Raw genomic sequence first — 23,122 nt, 5'->3', positions numbered from 1 at the left:
CCTTTGTGACCTGCGAAGTCTTGCATAAGCCGTGCCCTTCCCCGATTTTGCTGACCATGCGCCCAGCCATTCTCGATCCGCTGTTTGCTTCCGTCTCCACCCTTGCCGGTGTGGGGCCGAAGCTTGCCGATCTTCTGGCCAAGCTCTTGAGCCGGGAAAACGCCGATGACACCCGCGTGATCGATCTCCTGTTCCACGCGCCGTCCAACGTCATCGACCGCCGCAACCGCCCCGGCATTGCGCTTGCCGCACCCGGCGCCATTGTCACCATTCAGGGACGAGTGGACCGCCACCAGCCGCCACCGCCGGGAAACCGCTCCGCGCCCTATCGCGTCTTCCTGCATGACGAGACCGGCGAACTGGCGCTGACCTTCTTCCGCGCCAAGGGCGACTGGCTGTCCAAGGCGCTGCCGGTCGATGAGGAGGTTCTCGTCAGCGGCAAGGTGGACTGGTTCAATGGCCGCGCCTCCATGGTGCATCCGGATTTCATGGTGAAACTTTCCGAGGCCGAAAACCTGCCACTTGTGGAAGCCGTTTATCCCATGACCGCCGGACTGTCCCCCAAGGTGCTGCGGCGGGCGATCGAAGGCGGGCTGTCGAAGCTGCCGGTCTTTCCGGAGTGGATCGATGAAACGCTGAAGACCAGGCAAGGCTTCGGCGATGTCGCTTCGAGCTTCCGTGAGTTGCACGACCCGCGTGACAGCGCCGATATCGAGCCGCAGGCTCCAGCGCGCAGGCGGCTTGCCTATGACGAATTCCTCGCCGGGCAGCTGTCACTCGCATTGGTGCGCCAGCGGCTGCGCAAAGTGGCGGGCCAGCCGATCCGCGCCAAGGGTGATGTCGCCGCAAAAATCCTGTCGCAACTGCCCTTCTCGCTGACACCGAGCCAGAGCGCTGCGGTGAAGGATATTCTGACTGACATGGCCGGCGAAGACCGCATGTTGCGGCTGCTGCAGGGCGATGTCGGCGCAGGCAAGACGCTGGTGGCGCTGATGGCGATGGCAACGGCCGTGGAGGCAGGCGGACAGGCGGTGCTGATGGCCCCGACCGAAATCCTCGCCCGGCAGCACTACGCCACCATTTCCAAGCTCGCTCAGGCCGCGGGCATTACCGTCGAAGTGCTGACCGGCCGCACCAAGGGCAAGGAGCGGCGCGAGATCGAGGAGCGCGTCGCATCAGGTGAAGCGCAGATCGTCATCGGCACCCATGCGTTGTTTCAGGACAGCGTGAGTTACAAGAACCTCGTGCTGGCCGTGGTGGACGAACAGCACCGTTTCGGCGTTCATCAACGCCTGCGCCTCACCGCCAAGGGCATCACCCCGCATATGCTGGTCATGACTGCCACGCCCATTCCGCGCACGCTGGTTCTGGCCGCCTTCGGCGACATGGATGTCTCCAAGCTCACCGAAAAGCCGGCCGGCCGCAAGCCTATCCAGACGGTAACGATCCCCACCGAACGGATCGGCGACATTGTCGAGCGGCTGCGTTCCGCGCTGAAGGATGGCAAGAAGGCCTACTGGATCTGCCCGCTGGTGGAAGAAACGGAAGAATCCGACCTTATGTCGGCGGAGGAGCGGCACGCAGTTCTCTCGCAGATGCTGGGCGCCAATATCGGCCTCATCCATGGCCGCATGAGCGGCCCGGAGAAGGACGCCGCCATGCTCGCCTTCAAGAGCGGTGAAACCCGGCTGTTGGTGGCAACGACGGTGGTGGAAGTGGGCGTCGATGTGCCTGACGCGACGATCATGGTCATCGAACATGCCGAACGTTTCGGCCTTGCCCAGCTTCACCAGCTGCGTGGCCGGGTTGGACGCGGTGACGAGGCCTCCACCTGCATCCTGCTCTACAAGGGGCCGCTCAGCGAAAACGGCCGCGCCCGGCTTTCCATCCTGCGTGACAGCGAGGATGGCTTCCTGATCGCGGAAGAGGATTTGAAGCTGCGCGGCGAAGGCGAGTTGCTCGGCACCCGCCAGTCCGGCACGCCGGGATTCCGCATCGCCAGCCTGGAAGCCCACGCCGACCTTCTGGAAATCGCCCGCAAGGACGCGGCCTACGTCATCGAGCGCGACCCCGAACTGACGGCCCCGCGCGGCAATGCGCTGCGCACCTTGCTCTACCTGCACCGCCGGGACGAAGCGATCCGCTTCCTGCACGCCGGCTGAAAGTGACCTGTCATGAACATGATCGACCCCCGCCGCCCACCACCCGCCTTCCGCAAGGGTTATGCGCTGTGCTCGCCGCAGAATATCCTGCAACCCGAGACATTTGCGAAGAGTGAGAAAAAGGCGATCGGCAAGGCGTTCAAGAAGCCCGGCCGCAAGAAGGCCTGGAGCGAGGCGCTGGAGGCAGGCTGGAGCGTGCGCCTGGTCTATATGCGGCTTTTCGTTCCCGTTTTCCACGCGACCAATGCGGGGACGGAAGTGGATGATCTGGATGACGAGGATTGATATGGTCCATTGAATGGACTAATCTGCGGAGTGCCTTAATTCCTGGAGCAAGCCATGCAGATTTCTGTTACTGACGCAAAGGGCCAGCTGACCGAATTGGTGCGCCGCGCCGAGGCGGGAGATGAAATCATTCTCACCCGGCATGGTCACGCAGCAGTGCGTCTTGTTCCGGTCGTTGTCGTGGCGGACAAGACATCCCGCGGTGCCACGCTGAAAAAAGTGCGCAAGGCAGTCGCAAACAAAACCAATGATGGCCCCGATGCCGCGCATAGTCAGGATTTCCTCTATGACGAGAACGGCCTGCCTGAATGATCGTCATCGATACGTCGGCTCTGATGGCGATCCTGCTTGATGAACCCAAAGCGGATGCCTGCGCCGCAGCTCTCGAAACAGATGAGCCTCTACTCATTTCCGCCGGTACGCTTGCGGAGGCCATGATCGTGGCGCAACGGCGCGACCGCAGCCGGGAACTAGAGATACTGATCGAAGGTCTGAGCGTCGAAATCAGACCCGTTACCCCAAAATCGGCGCATGGCGTTTCTGAAGCTTACCGCATCTGGGGCAAGGGTATTCATCCCGCCGGACTGAATTTCGGCGACTGTTTTGCCTATGATCTGGCGAAAACCGAGGGCTGCCCTTTGCTTTATGTCGGCAACGACTTTTCGCAGACGGACATCCTCGGCGCTCTCTAACCGTCAAACCGGCGCGATCATCTTGGGCGGCGTGAAATCGGGTGCCACCAAGCCGCCGGAAATCAGCAGTTTCGCCGCATCCTCCGGTGTCATGTCCAGCATCACGATCTTGTTTTTGGGCACGAAGAGCAGAAAACCTGCCGTCGGCACCGGTGTGGGCGGCAGGAAGACGGCGACCATCTGCTGGCCCATTTCGTTGAAACGGTGAGCAAGCTCGCCCTTGGCCTCGGAGGCGACGAAAACCATGGCCCAGGTCCCTGACGATGGAAACTCGATCAGGCCGACCTTTTTGAAGGAGTTCGAATGCTCTTTCAGGACGGATTCGAACAGCTGCTTGATGCTTTTGTAGATCGGCCGCACCAGCGGCATGCGATTAAGGATGGATTCGCCGACGCCGAAAATCCATTTGCCGATGAGATTATTACCGAGAAAGCCGATGAGCGTGATGCCGATGACGGCGATCAGCAGGCCGAAACCGGGGATTGCCACATCGAAATATTGCTCGGGATCGTAACGGGCCGGAATATAGGGCTTCACCCAGCTATCCGCCCATTGCAGGAAACTCCACACCAGCCACATGGTGATGGTGACGGGCGCGAGGATCAGAACGCCCGTGAGGAAACTATTGCGCAGGCGGGCTGCGAATGAAATTTTGACTGGAATATCGGTCATTTACCGTTCGGAATTAAGCGTTGTCGCCATCGAAACCCGGATGAAAACCGACAATGCCGGATGGAGTTCCACCATGCAAGCGAAGAACTGTGAAATATTCGTCAGGAATCCCTTCCGCACTCACCCCTTCAACATGGCGAAAACCGAAGCGGCCGTAATAGGCGGGATCACCGACAACGACGCAGCCGGCAGCGCTCAGCCGCTCCAGTGCGGCAAGCCCTTCACGCGCCAGCCGCGAACCGACACCTTCTCCCTGCCTTTCCGGTGTCACGGAGAGCGGCGCGAGGCAGAACCAGCCGGTCTCGCCGCCCGACAGCGTCACCGGCGAGAAGCCGACATGGCCGATGACGCCTTCGCTGTCTTCCGCCACTAGTGAAACCGTCATTGCGCCGGCATCCCGCAGCCGCGCGACGATCAGCTGTTCTGTCCCGCTGCTGTGCTCGGCGTTACGGAAGGCATCTTCCGTAACGCGAGCGATCGCTTCCTCGTCGCCCTGCCGCTCCGGCCGGATGATCATTCCACCGTTACCGATTTCGCCAGATTGCGCGGCTGGTCCACATCCGTGCCCATGAAGACGGCGGTGTGATAGGCCAGCAGCTGGATCGGCAGCGAGAAAACCATCGGCGCGATCAGCTCGTCGACATTGGGCAGCGTGATCGTCGCCATCGTGTCGAGCTTGGAAGCGGCAGCCCCCTTCTCGTCGGTGATGAAGATGATGCGGCCGCCGCGTGCAGCGACTTCCTGCATGTTCGAAACGGTCTTTTCGAAGAAGCGGTCATGCGGCGCGATGACGATGACGGGCATATTTTCGTCGATCAGCGCGATCGGCCCATGCTTCAGCTCGCCGGCGGCATAACCTTCGGCGTGGATATAGGAGATTTCCTTGAGCTTCAGCGCGCCTTCCAGCGCCAGCGGGAAGCTGGTGCCGCGGCCGAGATAAAGCACGTCCTTGAAACGCGACAGATCGCGTGACAGCGCTTCGATCTGCGGCTGGATACTGTTGAGAACCTTGCTCATGATGCGCGGCATCTCGGTGAGATGGCGAACCAGCTCGGTTTCCTGCTGAGGCGTGATGGTGCCTCGCGCTTTTCCGGCGGCAACGGCAAGCGAAGCGAGCACGGCAAGCTGGCAGGTGAAGGCCTTGGTGGAGGCCACGCCGATTTCAGGACCGGCGAGGATCGGGAAGATCGCATCGGATTCACGCGCCATGGTCGATTCACGCGTATTGACCACCGCGCCGATCTTCAGGCCCTCCTGCTGGCAATAACGCAAGGCCGCCAGCGTATCGGCAGTTTCCCCCGATTGCGAAATGAACAGCGCGGCCTGCGTGGGAACAAGCGGGATTTCGCGATAGCGGAATTCCGAGGCGACATCGATTTCCACCGGCAGACGCGCGTAACGTTCGAACCAGTATTTGCCGATCAGGCCGGACAGATAGGCCGTGCCGCAGGCGGAAATCGCAAGGCCGGAAAGCTTGGCGAAGTCGATTGCCGTGTCGGCCTGCTTCACGGTCTTGGAGGCGAAATCCACGTAATGGCTGAGCGCGTGGGAAATGACTTCCGGCTGCTCGTAGATTTCCTTTTCCATGAAGTGGCGATGGTTGCCCTTGTCGACCACGAAGGCCGTCGCCTGCGAGATCTGACGCTCGCGCTTCACCGGCTTGCCCGAGAAATCGATGATCTCAGCACCCTGGCGGGTCAAGATGGCACAATCGCCATCCACCAGATAGGTGATTTCGTTGGTGAAGGGCGACAGCGCGATGGCGTCGGAGCCGAGGAACATTTCGCCCCTACCGTAACCGACGGCAAGCGGCGGGCCGGAGCGCGCCGAAAGCAGCGTGCCGGGATCATCCTTGAACATCACCACCAGCGCATAGGCGCCTGTCACGCGGTTCAGCATCTTCAGCATCGCCTCGCGATGGCCGAGACCCTCCCGGGTATATTTCGCCAGAAGCTGCGCCACCACTTCGGTGTCGGTCTGGGTGGTGAAGGTTGCACCCTCGGCGCTCAGTTCGTCGCGCAATTCGGAGAAGTTTTCAATGATGCCGTTATGGACGACGGCAACGCCATCGACGAAATGCGGGTGGGCGTTGGTTTCGTTCGGAACGCCGTGGGTCGCCCAGCGGGTGTGTGCGATGCCAACGACACCAGGCAGCGGCTCTTCAGAGAGCCTTTTCTCCAGATTGAACAGCTTGCCTTCCGCACGGCGGCGGTCCATCGCGCCATTGTCGATGGTGGCGACACCCGCCGAATCGTAACCGCGATATTCGAGACGCTTCAGCGCATCGACAAGCCGTTCAGCAACGGGCTGGGTTCCGACAATTCCGACAATTCCGCACATATATTTCTCCAGACGGCGATCTCTTCGCCGAAACTTTCAGAGCATTTTCGCATTTCCCTGAAATGCAAAAATACTTCACCTTTTTGTTCTGACGCATTTCCGGACGTAAAACCGCTGCACACTTTTACTGGAAATGCTTTAACCGTTTCCCTGAAATCGGCAATTACGCCGCCGGTCACTTTCGGTATCGCTTGGTAACGTCTTTCAAGAGGACTTTTTCTTCGCTTCCTTCAGCGCTTTTGCCCGCTCGCGTACAACGGTCGCCCGGCCCGGTTTCATCTCCTGCCGCGCCCGCCCGAACGCCAGCGCATCATCAGGCACGTCATCGGTAATCACGCTGCCGGAGGCGATATAGGCCCCCTCTCCAATGGTGACAGGAGCGACCAGCGACGAGTTCGAACCAATGAAACTGTTCGCACCAATGCGCGTTTCGGCCTTGTTGTAGCCATCGTAATTGCAGGTGATGGTGCCCGCGCCGATATTGCTGCCTGCACCGATAAAGGCGTCACCGATATAGGTCAGATGGTTGACCTTGGCGCCCTCGCCGATCTCGGCCTTCTTGACCTCGCAGAAATTGCCCACCTTGGAATTGGCATGCAGGTTCGCACCCGGGCGCAACCGCGCATAGGGACCAACGGCCGCACCTTCCGCGACATGGGCCCCTTCCAGATGCGAGAAGGCGTGGATGACGGCGCCCGGCTCGATCGTGACGCCGGGACCGATGACGACATTCGGCTCGATCAGAACGTCCTGACCGATCTTGGTGTCGAAGGAGAGGAAGACGGTTTCGGGGGCAATCATCGAAACGCCGTCCACCATCAATTCGTGGCGGCGGCGCTCCTGCCAGAGCTTCTCGATAAAGGCCAGTTCGGCACGGTTGTTGCAGCCGACCAGCTCGGCTTCCGGCGCGTCGATGGCGACGGCGCGGCGTCCGAGAGAGCGGGCGATCTCGACGACGTCAGTCAGATAATATTCGCCCTTCACATTGCTGTTGCCGATCCGGTCGAGCAGATCGAGCGCATTGCGGCCGTTGATGGCCATCAGGCCGCTATTGCACCAGGTGACCTTGCGCTCCGCATCGGTGGCGTCTTTTTCCTCGCGGATCGCGACAAGCTCACCATTCTCGACCAGAAGCCGGCCGTAACCGGTCGGGCGATCGGTATGGAAACCGATGACAGCGACATCGGCGCCGGCGGCAATCGCCTCACGCGCCCGGTCGAGCGTTGCGGAGGTGATAAGTGGCACATCGCCATAGGCAATGATGAGATCATCGAAACCGCGTTCGAGGGCGGCGCGTGCGGCAAGAACCGCGTGGCCAGTGCCCTTGCGTTCCGTTTGCAGGAAAGCTTCGCCCTGAATGCCCTTCATGCTTGCGGCCGCAGTGACATTGTCGGCATCGCGCCCGCCCACCAGCGCCACCGTGCCGCCGCCAGATCCAGCCACCGCCTCCACCACATGCGCGATCATCGGACGCCCGGCGACCGGATGCAGCACCTTGGACTTCGACGATTTCATGCGCGTGCTGTCGCCCGCTGCGAGAATAATGGCTAGAGAGCTGCGCTCCATAAGACCTCCAACACCCTGTCGCCGGCCGCATGGCGGCCAGGACGGCGGCATATGTTTGACTTCACGCCGTCCGGCAAACGAACGGGCGCATCGGTAATTTCATTCCGGAATTGCTATAACGGCGGCCCACTTAAGAAACCATGCAAATCTGCACCAAATTTCCGCACCGATTTTCATCAAACGTGATTGGAAGAGGGTCGCATCCCGCTCCCGCAGTTTGAGTTATCGCGGGGTATTGCGGGCAGTGAATTCCAGCACCTGCTGGCGGCCGTTCTCAATCAGCCTTTCCATTTCGCGGCGCGCCGCGGCCTCATCGCGCAGGCGAAACGCCTCGACGAGCCTCAGGTGGGAGGCGGAAACATCGGAAATCTCATTGGGATCGGTATCCGGGTTGCTCATCCGGAAAATACCAACCAGAGCCGCCTTTATCAGCGAACCGACGGTGCGCATGAACGGGTTGCCCGACATTTCGGTGATGAGCACATGGAAGTTCATATCCGCAAGAGCGCGCTTTTCCTTGGAATAGGCCGTGTTGCCCATCTCGTTGGCATAGGCGGCGAGCTTGGTGATATCGGTGTCCTTTGCCCTGATAGCGGCAAGGCCCGCGCCATAGGGTTCGAAAGCCTGACGGATATCATAAAGATGCAGCAAAAACTCATCGCTGACACCAGCCTCGAAATGCCAGAGCAGCACTTCGCTGTCGAACATGTTCCAGCTCTCGCGCTCCGTCACCCGGGTGCCGATACGCGCCTTGGGTGAAATCATGCCCTTGGCGGTGAGCGTCTTCATCGCTTCGCGCAGCACTGTGCGCGACACTTTCAGACGCTCCATCAGCTCGGCATCACCAGGAAGGATGTCACCCGTCTTGAAGGTGCCGGAGACGATATCGAGACCGAGCTTGTGAACGACCTGTGCATGATTTGTCCGCAGCTTTCGAAAACCGATCGCCGCATCGAGCATTCCGCGCTGCAAGTGCCATATCCTTCCGTTCGGCTGGCGATCTCGAAAAAATCGCGCCAGACGTGTGTATCTCAAGTCAGATTATAGTGAAAAACATCAAGTCGCGTGAAAAGCAAAGGTAAACTTCATCCATGCAGTAAAACGCATGAAAATAAGCAAGGCCGCACATGACGCATGTGCGGCCTTGCCTCAATCAGGATAGATAATCCGCATTATTGCGGCAGCTTGTCGTCCACGCCGGCAACGTAGAAGTTGAGGCCGAGCAGAACCTTGTCTTCAGCCTTCTCGCCAGCCTTCAGCCATTCCGAACCGTCCTGCTTCTTCACCGGACCGGTGAAAGGATGCAACTCGCCCGACTTGATCTTGGCTTCGGTTTCCTCGGCCATCTTCTTCACGTCATCAGGCATGTTGGTGTAGGGCGCCATGGTCAGGATGCCGTCCTTCAGGCCGTCCCAGATGGATTCGGACTTCCAGGTGCCGTCCAGAAGAGCCTGCGTGCGCTTGATGTAATATGCGCCCCAAGTGTCCTTGATCGCGGTCAGCTGCGTCTCCGGACCGGCCTTGATCATGTCCGAAGCCTGACCGAAGGCCTTGATGCCGCGTTCCGCTGCAACCTGCATCGGCGCTGTCGTGTCGGTGTGCTGCGTCAGGATATCGACGCCCTGGTCGATCAGCGCCTTGGCGGCATCGGCTTCCTTGCCGGGGTCGAACCAGGTATTGGCCCAGACGACCTTGACCTTGAACTCGGGATTGACGGACTGCGCGCCGAGAACGAAGGCATCGATGCCCATCACCACTTCCGGGATCGGGAAGGACGCGATGTAGCCGGCAACACCCTTCTTCGACATCTTCGCGGCGATCTGGCCCTGAATGTAACGGCCTTCATAAAAACGCGAATTGTAGGTCGCGACGTTTTCAGCGGTCTTGAAGCCGGTGGCGTGCTCGAACTTCACCTTGGGGAACTTCTGGGCAACCTTCACGGTCGCATCCATAAAGCCGAAGGAGGTGGTGAACACCAGTTCGCAGCCGGAACGGGCCATGCGCTCGATGGCGCGTTCGGCATCCGGGCCTTCCGGAACGCTTTCGAGGAACGGCGTTTCGATCTTGTCGCCGAAGTGCTTCTGCAGCTCTTCGCGGCCGATTTCATGCGCCTGCGTCCAGCCGCCATCGGTGCGGCTGCCGACATAGATGAAGCAGACCTTCTTGGCGTCGGCGGCTTCAGCGGAGGAAACAACGCCTCCAAGCGCCGCGATGGAAGCGGCAAGTGCGATGACCAGTTTTTTCATTTTTACCCCTGTTGGTTTGGAGACGTGAGAATGCTTCACCTGTCCGGCACGAAGGATTTGCCCAGCGATGCCGGTGTATTGATCAAGGTCGTGCGGCGATTATGCGAGATGATGACCAGCACGACAATAGTTGCAAGGTAAGGTAGCGCCGAAAGCAGTTGCGACGGCACCCCGATACCGAATGCCTGCGCATGCAATTGCCCGATGGAGACGGCGCCGAACAGATAACCGCCCGCCAGAACCCGCCATGGACGCCATGACGCGAAAACGACGAGCGCCAGCGCAATCCAGCCGCGCCCGGCCGACATGTTTTCCACCCATTGCGGCGTATAGACGAGCGACAGCTGCGCCCCGGCAAGACCGGCACAGGCGCCGCCGAACATGACAGCCAGATAACGCGTGCGGATGACATTGATGCCAAGCGCATGGGCGGAAGCGTGACTGTCGCCGATAGCGCGGATTTTGAGGCCCGCGCGGCTTTTGAACAGAAACCAGCCAGTGCCAAAGACCAGCGCGATGGACATGTAGAAGATCAGATCCTGCCGGAATAGCAGCGGACCAAAGAAGGGAATCTCCGACAGCAGCGGAAAGACGATAGGCTGCAGCTTGACACCCGGCAGGCCAACGAAACTTTCGCCAAGCATGCCGGAAACGCCGAGGCCGAGAATGGTAAGCGCAAGGCCCGTCGCCACCTGGTTGGTGACGAGCGTCAGCGTCAGGAAGCCGAACAGCAGCGAAAAAAGTGCGCCAGAGGCAATGCCGGCGAGAATGCCGAGATAGGGAGAACCGGTCATATGTGCAGTGGCAAAAGCGCAGACCGCACCCATGATCATCATGCCCTCGACGCCGAGATTGAGGACGCCGGAGCGCTCCGTCACGAGCTCGCCGGAGGCGGCAAGGACGAGCGGTGTCGCAGCGGTGATGACGGTGAGGAGAATGGCCTGAAGCATATCCATCATGCCGCTCCCTGGCTGTTATGCGCCTTGCCGGTGAAGACGACCCTGATGCGATAGAAGATCAGCGTGTCGCAGGACAGCACGAAGAACAACATCAGCCCCTGAAACACACGCGTCACCTTGTCCGACACACCAATCGAAAGCTGCGCCGCCTCGCCGCCGAGATAGGTCAGCGCCAGCACCAGCCCGGAGAGGATGATGCCGAGCGGGTTGAGACGGCCGAGAAAGGCGACGATGATGGCCGTGAAGCCGTAACCCGGTGAAATGCTGGGCTGCAGATGGCCGATGGAGCCGGAGGCCTCCGAGATGCCCGCAAGCCCCGCCAGCGCGCCCGACAGCAGCATCGAAAACCAGACCATGCGGCTCGACGAGAAACCGGCGAACCGCCCTGCCCGCGCCGATTGGCCGAGCACGGTGACTTCGAAGCCCTTCAGCATGTAACGCATCATGAACCACAGCGCGATGGCCGCAACGATGGCGAAAACGAAACCCCAATGCGCCCGGCCAGATGCCAGCATTTCCGGCAGCACTGCGCTCTCGTTGAAGGGCTTGGTCTGGGGGAAGTTATAACCGCCCGGATCACGCCAGATGCCGCGTGTCAGCCAGTCGAGAAACAGCTGCGCGACATAAACAAGCATCAGGCTGACGAGGATTTCGTTGGTGTTGAACTTCGTCTTCAACAGCGCCGGAATACCGGCATAAAGCGCGCCGCCGATGGCGCCCATCACCATCATCAACGGCAGGATGAGCGGCGAATGCCAGTCGGGATAAAGAACCGGCAGTATGGAACCGGTGATCGCGCCGATGGTGAATTGCCCTTCCGCGCCAATGTTCCAGTTATTGGAGCGATAACAGATCGATAGCCCAACGCCGATCAGGATCAGCGGTGCGGCCTTGATCGCCAGCTCGTGCAGCGACCAGACTTCGAGCAGCGGTTCAACGAAAAAGGCATAAAGCGCATGAGCCGGATTTTTGCCGAGCATGGCGAACATGACGGCGCCGACGAGCAGCGTCAGCACAAGCGCCAGAAGCGGCGAAATAAGGGTGAAAAGCTTCGAGACCCCTGCCCGTTTTTCAAGCTCAATGCGCATGCTGGGCGGCTCCCGAATGTGACGCGTTAATGCCGCCCATCAAAAGGCCGATCTTTTCAAGCGTCATGTCTTCCACCGGATAGGCCTCGGAAAGCTTGCCGTCGGAAATGACCGCGATATTGGTGGCAACCTCGAAAATTTCATCGAGATCCTGGCTGATGACGATGACGGCCGAGCCCGCCTTGGCAAGATCGACAAGCGCCTGACGAATGCGGCTTGCGGCACCGGCATCCACACCCCAGGTCGGCTGGTTGACGACAAGCACGGTCGGCTGACGATCAAGCTCGCGCCCGACGATGAATTTCTGCAGGTTGCCGCCGGAAAGCGATCCGGCCAGCGGATCGGCCCCGCTTTTGCGCACATCCATTGTTTCCGAAATGCGCCGCGCCGCCGCCCTGATCGCCGAGCCCCTGACGATGCGCAGGAAACCGCCGGTCAGAAACGCCTTGCGGTCGGAGCGCGCCCGCGCCAGCAGCAGGTTGTCGGAAAGGCTCATGCCGGGAACAGCTGCATGGCCGTGGCGTTCTTCCGGCACAAAACCCGCGCCCATCAGGCGACGGCCATTGATACCGATGCGACCGACCGGCTTGCCGCGCAGATGGATGGCATCGTTGTTATAGACCGGATATTCGCCCGAAAGCGCATCGAACAGCTCGCCCTGCCCGTTGCCGGCCACGCCGGCAATCGCCAGCACTTCCCCGGCGCGCACCTGCATGGAAATCGATTTCAACGCCACGGCAAAGGGCGTGCGTGGCGCAACGGAAAGCCCCATGACCTCGATCTGCGGTTGGCCGAGCGCCTCGCCCGTCGGCCGCGAAACGCTTGCAACATCGCTGCCGACCATCATGCGCGCCAGCGATGCCGGCGTTTCCTTGCGCGGATCGCAGGCGCCGGTCACCTTGCCGTGACGCAGGACGGTGGCGCGGTCGCAGATGCGCTGCACCTCTTCCAGACGGTGGCTGATATAAAGCACCGAGCGGCCTTCGGCCTTCAGCTTCTCCAGCGTTTCGAACAGCTTGTCAGCCTCCTGCGGCGTCAGCACCGAGGTCGGCTCGTCGAGAATGATGAGGCGCGGGTTCTGCAGCAAGGCGCGGACGATCTCGATCCGCTGGCGCTCACCAACCGAAAGATCGGCCACATGCGCATAGGGATCGAGCGGCAGGCCATAGGCCCGCGACAGCGTTTCCGCTTCCCTGGCGATTTCCTTCAATGAAATTTTAGGGTCGAGCGACAGGGCGATGTTTTCAGCGACCGTCAGCGCCTCGAACAGGGAAAAATGCTGGAAGACCATGCCGATGCCGAGCTGGCGGGCCTCGCTTGGCGAACCGACGGAAACCGGCTGGCCCTGCCAGATAATATCACCCTCGGTGGGTGCGAGAACGCCGAACAGCATCTTGACGAGCGTGGATTTGCCCGCGCCGTTTTCACCCAGAAGCGCGTGGATTTCGCCCGGCGCAATATCGAGATCGATGCCGTTGCAGGCAGCGAAATTGCCGAACAGCTTGGTCAGCTTGCGAACGGACAGGAGAGGCACGGCCTCCGGCGCCAAAGTTCCAGTCACGAGTTCCCTCTCTCACCGACCATCCATGCCTTCTTCGAGGCGTTTCTAACGATCGTGGTCATTGTTCCCAATCGGACGCCAATGCGTATGCAATTTCATCCAATCAAGACTTATTGATAACGGTTTTGCTGCTGCGCACAACTGAAAAAGAAGCTGCTTAAATGCGATTTGCACAAGCAATAAACGGCTTTACCTTTTTCTTATTTCGCACCGAGCGAGGGGAAAAACTGCAATATTCCACCGATGCAATAAAGATAGATGCCACTGACCACGAAGCCGATCACGGCCCAGCTCGGGGTTTCGAAGTGCGTCAGCAGCGCATAACCGCCAAGCGCGCACCAGATGAAGACAACGGCCAGATTGAGCGGCCGCAATCGTTTCACCCGCACCGGATGCAGGAAATTGATCGGCAGGAATGTCAGGAACACCGAGACGGTAACGACGATCATGGCCGTCGTTGCGCTGGCATCCATGACGAACAGGGTGAACACCACCATGTTCCACACCACCGGAAAGCCGGAGAAGAAATATTCGTCCGTCTTCATGCCCATATCGGCATAATAGATGGCGCTGGACACCACGATCATGCCGGCCGCCACGAAGGACAGCGGCTCGCCGATCATGCCGCTCTGGTAAAGCGCAAAGGCGGGCAAAAGCACATATGTGACGTAGTCGATGATATTGTCGAGCGTATCGCCGGACCAGTTGGGCAGAACTTCCTTCACCCGCACCTTGCGGGCGATGGGTCCGTCGATACCATCGACCAGAAGCGCAAGCCCCAGCCACCAGAACATGTCGACGAAACGGTGTTCAGCCGCGGCAACGACGCCGAGAAAGGCCAGAAACGAACCGGAAGCCGTGAGCATATGAACGGAAAAGGCGCGGATTTCCGCGTAGGGAACACGCTTGTAGTTGAAAATTTTCATGGTCAGCGTCTGCGCCCCGTTTTTCATCCGCCCTGCTTATTCCGGTATGCGGCCATTCACCACGCTTTGCAACCGGCTCAATCCGCTTATCCTAAGACTAATATAACAGGGCAACCAACGAATCTTCGCAACCGGATGTTCCGGAGCCGAAGTGGATTTACCCGCGCAAAGCCATTATGATGCTTTGGAAATAACAACGGATCAGGACCATGAGACACTTCGATATCGCCATAACAGGTGCGGGACTTGCGGGCCAGATCGCGGCCGTCGCGCTGGCGCGGGCGGGCCGCCACGTGGCGCTCATTGCACCTTCAAGCGAAAGGAAGGACCAGCGCACCACGGCGCTGATGGACCAGTCCATCCGCTTCATGGACCGTCTCGGCCTCTGGTCACGCATCGCGCCATCAGCCGCACGCCTTTCCACCATGCAGATCATTGACGGCACCGACCGGCTTCTACGCGCGCCAACCGTGCAGTTCCGCTCCTCCGAAATCGGGCTCGATGCCTTCGGCTGGAACATTCCCAACGAGGCGCTGCTTGGCGTTCTCAGCGAAGCGGTTGAGCAGGAACACAATATTACCCGCCTCGACGCCACGGCCGAGACGATCGACATCGGCAACGACCGCGTATCGGTGACACTTGCAGACGGCGAAACACTCTCGGCCGATTTCCTCATCGGCGCTGATGGCAGGAAGTCGATGGTGCGGGATGCAGCCGGCATCGGCGTCAAATCCTGGTCCTATCCGCAGACGGCCATTGTTTTGAACTTCGGCCATAGCCGGTCGCATGGCAATGTCTCGACGGAATTCCACACGCCAACCGGTCCTTTCACCCAGGTTCCCCTGCCCGGGAACCGATCCAGCCTCGTCTGGGTCGTTACCCCGCAACAGGCGGAGGAATTGACGGCGCTGCCGCTGGAAACACTCAGCCTCCGGATCGAGGAGCGCATGCAATCCATGCTGGGCGCGGTCACCGTCGAGGACAGCGTGCAGGCCTGGCCGCTCTCTTCAATGACGGCGCACCGCTTCGGCAAGGGCCGCGTTGCCCTGATCGGCGAGGCGGCGCATGGCTTTCCGCCCATCGGCGCGCAGGGGCTGAACCTCAGCCTGCGCGACATCATCGCGCTGACGGAACTGCTGGGCGCGGTCTCCGACCGACCGATTGCGGGCGATGCGGGCAGCAGCTTCGACCGCAGGCGGCGGGCGGATGTCTATAGCCGCACGCTCAGCGTCGATCTCCTGAACCGTTCACTGCTTTCCGACCTGCTGCCGGTGCAGATGGCGCGCGCGGCGGGCCTGCACGTGCTCTCGGGAATCGGCACGCTCCGAAGCATGGTCATGCGCGAAGGCATCGAGCCGGGACGCGGGCTGAAGGCCCTGCCCTCGCTTTTATTCGGCAGCTTCAAAAAAGCTGGATGAAATACACCACGCCGGTCAGCGTGAAGACCGACAGAACCGTCGAAATCAGGATCGTCGCAGACGCCCTCTCCTGCCAGACATGATATTGCTGGCCGATGACGAAGACATTCGTCGCGGTCGGCAGCGCTGCCAGCAGCACCGCAGAATAGATCCACACCGGCTCGAATCGCCCGAGCGACGAGAGCACGAGCCAGACGGCAAGCGGATGCAGGATCAGCTTTGCCGGAACGATATAGCTGATTTCCACCGGCACCCGTTTCATTGGCCGAAGCGCCAGCGTCACACCCATGGCAAATAGCGCGCAGGGTGCTGCTGATTGCGCCAGATAATCCACCAGCCGCTGCACCGCCTCCGGCGGCTGCCATGACAGCGATGCGGCCAGAAAACCGGCGATGACGGATACGATGAAGGGATGGGTGATGACCTTGCGCGCCACATCCAGCGCAAGCCTTGCCGGAGAGCGTTTGTCGCCGCCCGCCACCGCCATCATCGCCGGGGCGACGATGAAATGGGCGGCGTTTTCAAGGCAGACGATCAGCGCCACCGGCACTGCCGCCTTTTCGCCGAGCGCCAGAAGCGCAAGGCCCGGCCCCATATAGCCGATATTGCCGTAGCTGGCCGCAAAACTCTGGATAGTGGTTTCGGCAAGACTGTTTTTCCGCACGAACCGGCCGATCAGAAATACCAGCAGGAAAATGCCATAGGTGCAGGCAAGGCTGGCAGCGACGAAATCCATGCGCGCCAGCTCTTCAACCGGCGTTTTCGACACCAGCTTGAAAAACAGCGCCGGCAGCGCCGCATAGATGATGAAGGTGTTCAGCCAGCCCATCGCCTCGACCGGCTGTTTCGTTATGCGCGCCGCACCATAACCGATGAAGATCAGGCCGAAAAACGGCAAAAGCAATCCGACGATATCGGTCACTATGTTTCCCCCGCAAGCAACTCCGGCGGGAGGCTTAACCGATTTTCATGAGGATCGGAAAGGTCTCCTGGAACCAGATCGCCACATTGGTGATAAAACCGGACATGAAAGCGAGACCGGTCAGCACCAGCAATACGCCCAGCAGCTTTTCCACGAGGCCGAGATGGCGGCGGAAGCGGACGAGGAAACGCATGAAGGAACCGGAGAACGCAGCCGCGATCCAGAACGGCACGGCAAGGCCCAGAGAATAGACGGCAAGCAGCGCCGCACCATCACCAACCGTATCGCGCGCGGCAGCGACACCCAGGATCGCGCCCAGCACCGGACCGATACAGGGCGTCCAGCCGAAAGCGAAGGCGAGGCCCATCACATAGGCCCCTGAAAGCGTGGCCGGCTTGCCCGCCCCCTGAAACCGCGCCTCGCGCGAAAACAGGCCGATGCGGAAGACACCGAGGAAATTCAGGCCCATAAGGATGATGATGAAACCGCCGATCTTGGCGAGAATATCCAGATTCTGACGCAGGAGCGTACCGATCGTCGAGGCCCCTGCTCCAAGCGCCACGAAAACAGTGGCGAAACCAAGCGTGAAGAAAAAGGCCGAAAACAGCACGGCCCTGCGAATCTCCGGCCGGGGTGCTGTATCTTCCGTCCTGAACTGCTCGACCGAAACGCCCGCCATATAACAGAGATAAGGCGGCACCAGCGGCAGGACGCAGGGCGACAGAAAGGAAAGAGCGCCGGCCAGAAGCGCGCTGAACAGGGAAATATCGGCAATCGACAAGAAAGAACTCCGCATCCCGCAAAGCCGCCGCGATTCCTAGGATTCGCCGCCGCCTCACGCTTCATTTTCATGCATGTCATTGCTGCAAAAGGATTTCACCCGTCTCGCCGACATGTCTGCAGCCGGTTTTATCCCCAGCTGCCCCCTCTCTCCAATCACCTTTTCGGGGGTGCGACAAAAAAAACCGGATTGATTGTAGAAAGCGCTTTTTTTGGGTTGACCGAACGGATCGCTCTACATATGTTCCGCGCACTTCCGAAGGGCAACCAAGCCCCGACACGGGAGAGCGTAGCTCAGCCGGTAGAGCAACTGACTTTTAATCAGTAGGTCCAGGGTTCGAATCCCTGCGCTCTCACCAACGGAATCAAGCACTTACCGTTGAAAATCAGCCCAAAATCAGTAGAATAACCCTCACACATGTCTCGCACAGTTTGAGAGGGTGAAATGGCCTCGCATACCGTCTTTGGTGACAAGGTCCGCGTGTACCGCCGCGCCAACAGCACGCTCTGGCAATGCTCCACCTACCTTGAGGGTAAAGAGTGGCGCGTCAGCACAAAAACCGATGTCCTCGCACTTGCCAAAGAGTTTGCCGAAGACTGGTATCTGGAGCTTCGCGGTAAGAGCCGTATCGGCCAGTTAAAGACCGAGCGCACCTTTGCCGACGCCGCCAAACAGTTCCTTCAGGAATATGTCCCCCTCACCAATGGCGAGCGCAATCCGCGCTACGTGAAGGACCATGAGGCGCGAATCAACAACCATCTTCTGCCCTACTTCGGCAAGATGGCGCTGAGCGCGGTTACAGCGGGCAAGGTGCAGGATTTCCGTGTCATGCGGCTCCAGCCGCACCCCGAGACCGGCAAGGTGCCTACACGCAGCACTCTCCACCACGAGACCGTCACCCTGCGGCAGGTCATGAAAACCGCCCTGCGTCACGGCTGGATCAGCCACCTCCCCGACTTCTCCGCGCCATACAAGGCCTCAGGCAAGATCACGCACCGCGCATGGTTCTCTCCCGAGGAATACAAACAGCTCTATACCTACACCCGTGAGCGCGCCAAATCCGCCGCTGGCCTCAACTGGCACTACGCCGCCGAGCAGTTCCATGACTACATCCTGTTCATGGCCAATACCGGCCTGCGGCCCGATGAAGCCAATCGGCTGGAATACCGTGACGTGACCATCGAGAAGGACGAGGAGAGCGACGAGCGCATCCTGCTGATTGAAGTGCGTGGCAAGCGGGGCTTTGGCTACTGTAAAAGCACTACGGGCGCTGTGCATCCGTTTGAGCGGCTGGTGAAGCGCAACAATCCCAAGCCAACCGATCTCGTGTTCCCACAGGACCACAAAAAGCAGTTCAACCATGCCATGACAGATTGCGGGTTCAAGACTGACCGTGAAGGTAACAAGCGTTCGGCCTACAGCCTCCGCCATACCTATATCTGCCTGCGCCTGCTGGAAGGTGCAGACATCTATCAGATCGCCAAAAACTGCCGGACGAGCGTGGAGATGATCGAGAAGCACTATGCCGTGCATCTCAAGAACACACTGGATGCCAAAGCTATCAACGTGAAGAAAAAGGTAAAGAAGGTTGTGGCTGCCGAAGCCTAGCCCATCTTGATCATTCCCGGCCTGCGTGTATCAATGCGTAACAGCGCACCTACGCATCGCCAATGTGTACGCATTGAAGCGGCGGCGATGCTCTGCACGGTTTCCTAACCAGCCGTAAAACGGACTGGAGAAAACCGGCAGGTGCGTCAGGGGACACCCCTGAACCCCGTCCGTGCCGGAGCAAGGTGAATGGCTATCTATCACCTGAACGTCAAGAACATCAGCCGGGGCGACGGACGCTCCGTGGTCGCAGCCGCCGCGTATCGCGCGGGCGAAGTTCTTCCCAATGATGCCGAAGAGAAGCTGTCGGATTTCGCAGGACGGCGAGATGTCATCGCGAGCGGCATACGCCTGCCAACTGGTGCGCCGGAGTGGATGGCCGACCGTACGACTTTGTGGAATGCAGCCGAACTGGCCGAACGGCGTCACGATGCACGTCTCGCCAAAGAGATTGAATTCGCCCTCCCCCGTGAACTACCGCGCACCGCGTGGCTGGCCGTGGCACACGCTATGGCCGATGCGTACACGTCCCAAGGATTCGTAGCTGACTTCGCCATCCATGATGACGGCACCCAACATAATCCCCATGTCCATATCCTGATCACCACGCGCGTGATTACGCCCGAAGGCTTCGGTCCCAAAATCCGCAGTGCCGATGGGCGGCAGTTTATCAGCGAAGCACGACTAACCTGGGAGCGCATTGCCAACGCCGCCTTGAAGAAGGCAGGCGTGGCCGCCGCCATCGACAGCCGCAGCTATGCGAAACGCAAACTTGACCGAACACCCGGCCAGCATCGTGGGCCGGACAAAGAGGAACGGCGTGCCCGCAGGCAGCGCCAGCGAGAGAGGGAAAAGATGGTTCCTACGCATGATGACCATGACCTGCCCGTCCCCGATCCCGATGGGAATCCTATACATCCCCGCGAGCTTGCAGCCGCCGAACGGCGGATGCTGAACGAAGTGCAACGGGAGGAACCTCCCGTTTTTCATGAGCCGCACGGCGATCCTCTGCAAGCCAGAGATACGCTTGAGCGGCTGAACAGCCGTGAAATGAATGAAGATGATGCCGCAGCTTACCGGCTTGCGCCGGACGATACGCTGGACTGGCTCACTACCCCTATTGTTGACCAGGACGAACCCACGTTAGAGCGCTGGGAAAACCATCTTGACTGGCTGGAGCCGGATAACCGACCGTCCTCTCCGCCCCCTGAGGACGGGCAGTTCTACGAACCGGAGCATGACCGCAGGTAGCACTTGCATGCTGCCGCAACCCGTCCCATCATGCTGTCATGACAACGGTTTACACAGGTTCGGTATTGGGCGTCCGCGAGATGTCCGAAGAGCAACGCGTCAAAGCCCGCGAGGAGCTGGCGTGGCTTGAGAATGACCTGATCCGGCGGCGCAAACGCCTCGCCTATTGGACACGGCGTAAGCATCAGGCGGAAACCCTGCCGGATATCCCCGAAGATTTGCGGCAAGGTGCATTTCATTTCTATGCCCGTGCGCGAGACCTCGTGAACTCTGGCGAACGACTGAGGGCTTATCTGGTGATTGAACTGCAAGAACAACCCGAGCACCTGCCCGGCTACCACCACGCCCACTAATGCCCCTTTGCGGAGGCCCCGATGGACTTACAGGCCGAACTGGACCGGTTACGCGAACGTGCCGCGACGCTGGGAGATACTATTCAGGATATGGACTACCAGATGGAGCGGGCCATGCATGCCGTAGCCGCTGGTACAGATGATGTCGGGCATGCGATGACCGTTCTTACCGAACGGCACAATGCCCAGTTGGGGCTGATGTTCGATCTCGGCAAGGTGACGGCCCAGATTGAGGATCTTGAACAGCGGATACGTGAGCAGGGCGAGCGGTCTCATGAGCAGCAGTTGGCGGAGAAATGGGAAGAACGCGCACCTGACGAGGATCATCTGGACTGGTTGCGGCCTACTCTTGAGGGACCCGGCACGGAGGCGGTTCAGGACGAGCGACATCCGCATCATGACGGCGAAAAACACATGTCGGAGGACATACAACGCAAAGGGCGCGAACCGCAGGATTATCTGGATTGGCGGAAGCGGTAACGTAAATCAAGTATCTTTAATTAGATTTATAATTTCCGCAAAAATTGATTCATTTTGTGAAGTTGTGTCTTTTTGCGCAATATTAAAAACAAAGCTACCCGCGCTTTTTCGACTTGGTGCAATGTTTATATCCTGCAACTTCTGCTCAATTTCATCCCATACGAGATCGTTCACGCGAAACTCAACAAGAGCTGTCTTCTTCTTTCGCGGACGCACCCATATTAAATTACGGTTGCCATTACTCAAAGATACATAATTTTTGACGCCATCTTTCTCTAGTTTTATCGCACCTTTATTCGCGATAGCTTCAAAATATGATGCATAAGAAACTGTATCCGGAGAATTAGAATTCCACCATGCGAGATTGTATTGCCCAACCTCACTACCAGAACCATCATCTACTTCCTGATATGTATCCAAAACCTTTGCAAAGTGTAGACCTTGATTCCCCTCAAGGTTCAACAACGAAACTTGAACAGCTACAATCGGAATAGAATGACTTAGCAAATGAATAACGTTGAAAAAACGACGATTTATATCCTCCGCAACAAGTACAGCAATGTGATGCCGCGTAGGCCAACGGCGCTTTTCGTTGTCCCAATACTCAATTGTACGGATTATATGAGTTTCATCCGTAGCACCAAGCATAATTTCAACTTCGTACATGGTGTCATTGGATGGATCTTTGAGCAGCATATCAATGCGCCCACCAGTAGGTTGAGTTCTTTCTTTTTGAAGAGCTTCAAGATCACCGAAGCCAAGACAAGATGGGTTTTGCCAGATCATATCTTGAAGCCAGGCCTCACTGTATCCCGCTTCTCTAATACTTTGCACGGAAGTAAGAGGAATAATGTTAAACAAAATATCACCCAATGAAGACAGCTACTTCGCCGATACGTGAATAACCTAAAAATATCGTTCACAAAAAACACATAAAATCACAATCAATGACTTGCGTAGGCGATATCCTCAACTTTCGGCAAGATATGAGGTGCACTCAGCGCATCATGATTCTTCAACGCGGGGATTTGGGCCAGATACGTCTCGGCTTCCAGCGCAGCCCGCCGCTCCTCCAAAGTTGGATGGGTCGACAGCAAAGAGCCTGCGGCAATGCCCCGGACCATCAGCCGCGCTTCCTTGCGTTCAAAGTCGCTCAGGTCTGGCCCGTTGTGCAGCTTGTCCAGTGCGGCGATCATGTGTTCCTTGCTTGTCAGCGCCGCGCCGAAGGCATCGGCCCAATACTCCCGCTTGCGCGACAGGCGGAGTACGTACAGCTCTGATATCCACGTCAGCAGCCAACGGCCCCAACGCTGCAGAGTCTCGGAAAACCCCAGATACCACACCAGCGCATTCTGGAACGAGCGCGCCAGTCCCATCCGCCGCATGTCATTGTTGGCGATGTGGCCGAGTTCGTGGCCGATGATCGCATCCACTTCGGCTTCACTCAGGGTGTCGAGCAACGGCTGCCCCACCACCACCATGGCGTTGTCGGCATTCGAACCGATGGCATAGGCGTTGTTGTGCGGCATAGTGCCAACCCATGGACGGGTGCGCAAGCCGAGGCGGGCGGCAAGGAGGTATACCCGTTGTGCCAGCGGATCGTTTTCGTTCAGGAGGGTGATGCCATGCTCGCGCACGGCCATGTCCCGCTGGCGGCCTTATAGCGCGGCAATCAGGATGAGACGCGGGCGACAATCTGGATGAGATTCTTAGGTCGCGGTGGGGATCAAGTTATCACGCTGATTGTCGCTGACAAGTTCTTCGTCGTTTTCTGATTGCCGTTCCGCGACAGACAGCGTTGAGGTCCTGATT

General features: G+C 59.1%; 24 protein-coding genes and 1 tRNA gene. 10 read left to right on the top strand and 15 right to left on the bottom strand.

Going from position 1 to position 23,122, the window contains the following annotated elements; translation table 11 throughout:
• Window positions 1-56 precede the first annotated feature (56 nt).
• From recG to ASB65_RS13830, 4 genes are read left to right on the top strand one after another with little or no spacing between them, the layout of a single operon-like run.
• A complete protein-coding gene (gene recG, locus ASB65_RS13845; RefSeq protein ID WP_060724331.1) occupies window positions 57-2,162 on the top strand; it encodes an ATP-dependent DNA helicase RecG in 2,106 nt (701 codons plus the stop codon).
• Window positions 2,163-2,174: 12 nt separating this feature from the next.
• A complete protein-coding gene (locus ASB65_RS13840) occupies window positions 2,175-2,447 on the top strand; it encodes a hypothetical protein (RefSeq protein WP_003508029.1) in 273 nt (90 codons plus the stop codon).
• A 54-nt stretch (window positions 2,448-2,501) separates the two neighbouring features.
• Entirely contained in the window at window positions 2,502-2,759 is a 258-nt protein-coding gene (locus ASB65_RS13835; protein ID WP_060724304.1) for a type II toxin-antitoxin system Phd/YefM family antitoxin, read from the top strand.
• On the top strand, window positions 2,756-3,139 hold the full coding sequence (locus ASB65_RS13830) for a type II toxin-antitoxin system VapC family toxin (RefSeq protein ID WP_060724303.1): 384 nt from the start codon (window positions 2,756-2,758) through the stop codon (window positions 3,137-3,139). The genes ASB65_RS13835 and ASB65_RS13830 overlap by 4 nt, the downstream gene beginning before the upstream one ends.
• Window positions 3,140-3,142: 3 nt before the next feature.
• Here ASB65_RS13830 and ASB65_RS13825 read toward each other — a convergent pair whose 3' ends face one another.
• The 11 genes from ASB65_RS13825 to pcsA all read right to left on the bottom strand — a co-directional run bounded on the left by ASB65_RS13825 (window position 3,143) and on the right by pcsA (window position 14,497).
• On the bottom strand, window positions 3,143-3,811 hold the full coding sequence (locus ASB65_RS13825; protein ID WP_003508022.1) for a DUF502 domain-containing protein: 669 nt from the start codon (window positions 3,809-3,811) through the stop codon (window positions 3,143-3,145).
• Between the two features lie 13 nt (window positions 3,812-3,824).
• On the bottom strand, window positions 3,825-4,328 hold the full coding sequence (locus tag ASB65_RS13820; RefSeq protein ID WP_060724302.1) for a GNAT family N-acetyltransferase: 504 nt from the start codon (window positions 4,326-4,328) through the stop codon (window positions 3,825-3,827).
• Complete coding sequence (gene glmS / locus ASB65_RS13815) at window positions 4,325-6,151, bottom strand: glutamine--fructose-6-phosphate transaminase (isomerizing) (protein ID WP_020809235.1); 1,827 nt, start codon at window positions 6,149-6,151, stop codon at window positions 4,325-4,327. Before glmS ends, ASB65_RS13820 begins: the two co-directional genes overlap by 4 nt.
• Window positions 6,088-6,330 carry a hypothetical protein gene (locus ASB65_RS28200; RefSeq protein ID WP_141681089.1) on the bottom strand — a complete coding sequence of 81 codons (243 nt, stop codon included), beginning with the start codon at window positions 6,328-6,330 and terminating at the stop codon, window positions 6,088-6,090. The genes glmS and ASB65_RS28200 overlap by 64 nt, the downstream gene beginning before the upstream one ends.
• 25 nt (window positions 6,331-6,355) lie before the next feature.
• Entirely contained in the window at window positions 6,356-7,717 is a 1,362-nt protein-coding gene (gene glmU / locus ASB65_RS13810) for a bifunctional UDP-N-acetylglucosamine diphosphorylase/glucosamine-1-phosphate N-acetyltransferase GlmU (RefSeq protein WP_060724301.1), read from the bottom strand.
• Between the two features lie 222 nt (window positions 7,718-7,939).
• On the bottom strand, window positions 7,940-8,677 hold the full coding sequence (locus ASB65_RS13805) for a FadR/GntR family transcriptional regulator (RefSeq protein ID WP_003508015.1): 738 nt from the start codon (window positions 8,675-8,677) through the stop codon (window positions 7,940-7,942).
• Between the two features lie 212 nt (window positions 8,678-8,889).
• Complete coding sequence (locus ASB65_RS13800; protein WP_003508013.1) at window positions 8,890-9,963, bottom strand: BMP family ABC transporter substrate-binding protein; 1,074 nt, start codon at window positions 9,961-9,963, stop codon at window positions 8,890-8,892.
• Between the two features lie 35 nt (window positions 9,964-9,998).
• Window positions 9,999-10,919, bottom strand: coding sequence for an ABC transporter permease (locus ASB65_RS13795; protein WP_060724300.1), 921 nt, complete (start codon window positions 10,917-10,919; stop codon window positions 9,999-10,001).
• Window positions 10,919-12,010 (bottom strand): ABC transporter permease, encoded by a 1,092-nt coding sequence (locus tag ASB65_RS13790; protein ID WP_060724299.1) that lies wholly within the window; start codon window positions 12,008-12,010, stop codon window positions 10,919-10,921. The genes ASB65_RS13795 and ASB65_RS13790 overlap by 1 nt, the downstream gene beginning before the upstream one ends.
• Window positions 12,000-13,559, bottom strand: a complete 1,560-nt coding sequence (locus tag ASB65_RS13785) for an ABC transporter ATP-binding protein (RefSeq protein ID WP_060724298.1) — start codon at window positions 13,557-13,559, stop codon at window positions 12,000-12,002. Before ASB65_RS13785 ends, ASB65_RS13790 begins: the two co-directional genes overlap by 11 nt.
• Window positions 13,560-13,771: 212 nt before the next feature.
• Window positions 13,772-14,497: a phosphatidylcholine synthase gene (gene pcsA / locus ASB65_RS13780; RefSeq protein WP_003508003.1), complete on the bottom strand. Its 726-nt coding sequence runs from the start codon at window positions 14,495-14,497 to the stop codon at window positions 13,772-13,774.
• 209 nt (window positions 14,498-14,706) lie between these two features.
• On the opposite strand from pcsA, the gene ASB65_RS13775 reads away from it, so the two are divergent.
• Window positions 14,707-15,915 carry a UbiH/UbiF family hydroxylase gene (locus ASB65_RS13775; RefSeq protein ID WP_060724297.1) on the top strand — a complete coding sequence of 403 codons (1,209 nt, stop codon included), beginning with the start codon at window positions 14,707-14,709 and terminating at the stop codon, window positions 15,913-15,915.
• Here the strand turns inward: ASB65_RS13775 and ASB65_RS13770 are convergent.
• Together ASB65_RS13770 and ASB65_RS13765 are read right to left on the bottom strand one after the other, a co-directional pair.
• On the bottom strand, window positions 15,899-16,837 hold the full coding sequence (locus ASB65_RS13770) for an AEC family transporter (protein WP_060724296.1): 939 nt from the start codon (window positions 16,835-16,837) through the stop codon (window positions 15,899-15,901). The genes ASB65_RS13775 and ASB65_RS13770 overlap by 17 nt on opposite strands.
• Window positions 16,838-16,871: 34 nt before the next feature.
• Window positions 16,872-17,618 (bottom strand): cytochrome c biogenesis CcdA family protein, encoded by a 747-nt coding sequence (locus ASB65_RS13765; RefSeq protein ID WP_003507996.1) that lies wholly within the window; start codon window positions 17,616-17,618, stop codon window positions 16,872-16,874.
• 282 nt (window positions 17,619-17,900) lie between these two features.
• Between ASB65_RS13765 and ASB65_RS13760 the strand changes: the two genes are divergently transcribed.
• The 5 genes from ASB65_RS13760 (at window position 17,901) to ASB65_RS13740 (ending at window position 21,310) form a co-directional block, all read left to right on the top strand.
• Window positions 17,901-17,976 (top strand) — tRNA-Lys (locus tag ASB65_RS13760).
• Window positions 17,977-18,062: 86 nt separating this feature from the next.
• Window positions 18,063-19,226: a tyrosine-type recombinase/integrase gene (locus ASB65_RS13755; RefSeq protein WP_060724295.1), complete on the top strand. Its 1,164-nt coding sequence runs from the start codon at window positions 18,063-18,065 to the stop codon at window positions 19,224-19,226.
• Window positions 19,227-19,415: 189 nt separating this feature from the next.
• Window positions 19,416-20,477 carry a MobQ family relaxase gene (gene mobQ, locus ASB65_RS13750; RefSeq protein WP_060724294.1) on the top strand — a complete coding sequence of 354 codons (1,062 nt, stop codon included), beginning with the start codon at window positions 19,416-19,418 and terminating at the stop codon, window positions 20,475-20,477.
• A 38-nt stretch (window positions 20,478-20,515) separates the two neighbouring features.
• Window positions 20,516-20,830 (top strand): hypothetical protein, encoded by a 315-nt coding sequence (locus ASB65_RS13745; protein ID WP_060724293.1) that lies wholly within the window; start codon window positions 20,516-20,518, stop codon window positions 20,828-20,830.
• A 21-nt stretch (window positions 20,831-20,851) separates the two neighbouring features.
• Entirely contained in the window at window positions 20,852-21,310 is a 459-nt protein-coding gene (locus ASB65_RS13740; protein WP_060724292.1) for a hypothetical protein, read from the top strand.
• A gap of 6 nt (window positions 21,311-21,316) precedes the next feature.
• Here the strand turns inward: ASB65_RS13740 and ASB65_RS13735 are convergent, their stop codons facing one another.
• Window positions 21,317-22,183 (bottom strand): hypothetical protein, encoded by an 867-nt coding sequence (locus ASB65_RS13735; protein ID WP_139786505.1) that lies wholly within the window; start codon window positions 22,181-22,183, stop codon window positions 21,317-21,319.
• A 71-nt stretch (window positions 22,184-22,254) separates the two neighbouring features.
• Window positions 22,255-22,947 (bottom strand): M48 family metalloprotease, encoded by a 693-nt coding sequence (locus ASB65_RS13730; RefSeq protein WP_236734551.1) that lies wholly within the window; start codon window positions 22,945-22,947, stop codon window positions 22,255-22,257.
• Between the last annotated feature and the right edge of the window lie 175 nt (window positions 22,948-23,122).

Origin of the sequence: Agrobacterium tumefaciens str. B6 (assembly GCF_001541315.1) — a bacterium.
Lineage (GTDB): Bacteria > Pseudomonadota > Alphaproteobacteria > Rhizobiales > Rhizobiaceae > Agrobacterium > Agrobacterium radiobacter.
This window is presented reverse-complemented; position numbering and strand designations above follow the sequence as displayed.

Coding starts and splice junctions, on each gene's coding strand:
- ASB65_RS13790 (WP_060724299.1), bottom strand. CDS start 12,010: ATGCGCATTGAGCTTGAAAAACGGGCAGGGGTCTCGAAGCTTTTCACC.
- ASB65_RS13840 (WP_003508029.1), top strand. CDS start 2,175: ATGAACATGATCGACCCCCGCCGCCCACCACCCGCCTTCCGCAAGGGT.
- glmS (WP_020809235.1), bottom strand. CDS start 6,151: ATGTGCGGAATTGTCGGAATTGTCGGAACCCAGCCCGTTGCTGAACGG.
- ASB65_RS13745 (WP_060724293.1), top strand. CDS start 20,516: ATGACAACGGTTTACACAGGTTCGGTATTGGGCGTCCGCGAGATGTCC.
- mobQ (WP_060724294.1), top strand. CDS start 19,416: ATGGCTATCTATCACCTGAACGTCAAGAACATCAGCCGGGGCGACGGA.
- ASB65_RS13775 (WP_060724297.1), top strand. CDS start 14,707: ATGAGACACTTCGATATCGCCATAACAGGTGCGGGACTTGCGGGCCAG.
- glmU (WP_060724301.1), bottom strand. CDS start 7,717: ATGGAGCGCAGCTCTCTAGCCATTATTCTCGCAGCGGGCGACAGCACG.
- ASB65_RS13805 (WP_003508015.1), bottom strand. CDS start 8,677: ATGCTCGATGCGGCGATCGGTTTTCGAAAGCTGCGGACAAATCATGCA.
- ASB65_RS13835 (WP_060724304.1), top strand. CDS start 2,502: ATGCAGATTTCTGTTACTGACGCAAAGGGCCAGCTGACCGAATTGGTG.
- ASB65_RS13755 (WP_060724295.1), top strand. CDS start 18,063: ATGGCCTCGCATACCGTCTTTGGTGACAAGGTCCGCGTGTACCGCCGC.
- ASB65_RS13795 (WP_060724300.1), bottom strand. CDS start 10,919: ATGGATATGCTTCAGGCCATTCTCCTCACCGTCATCACCGCTGCGACA.
- ASB65_RS13825 (WP_003508022.1), bottom strand. CDS start 3,811: ATGACCGATATTCCAGTCAAAATTTCATTCGCAGCCCGCCTGCGCAAT.
- recG (WP_060724331.1), top strand. CDS start 57: ATGCGCCCAGCCATTCTCGATCCGCTGTTTGCTTCCGTCTCCACCCTT.
- ASB65_RS13740 (WP_060724292.1), top strand. CDS start 20,852: ATGGACTTACAGGCCGAACTGGACCGGTTACGCGAACGTGCCGCGACG.
- ASB65_RS13820 (WP_060724302.1), bottom strand. CDS start 4,328: ATGATCATCCGGCCGGAGCGGCAGGGCGACGAGGAAGCGATCGCTCGC.
- pcsA (WP_003508003.1), bottom strand. CDS start 14,497: ATGAAAATTTTCAACTACAAGCGTGTTCCCTACGCGGAAATCCGCGCC.
- ASB65_RS13830 (WP_060724303.1), top strand. CDS start 2,756: ATGATCGTCATCGATACGTCGGCTCTGATGGCGATCCTGCTTGATGAA.
- ASB65_RS13800 (WP_003508013.1), bottom strand. CDS start 9,963: ATGAAAAAACTGGTCATCGCACTTGCCGCTTCCATCGCGGCGCTTGGA.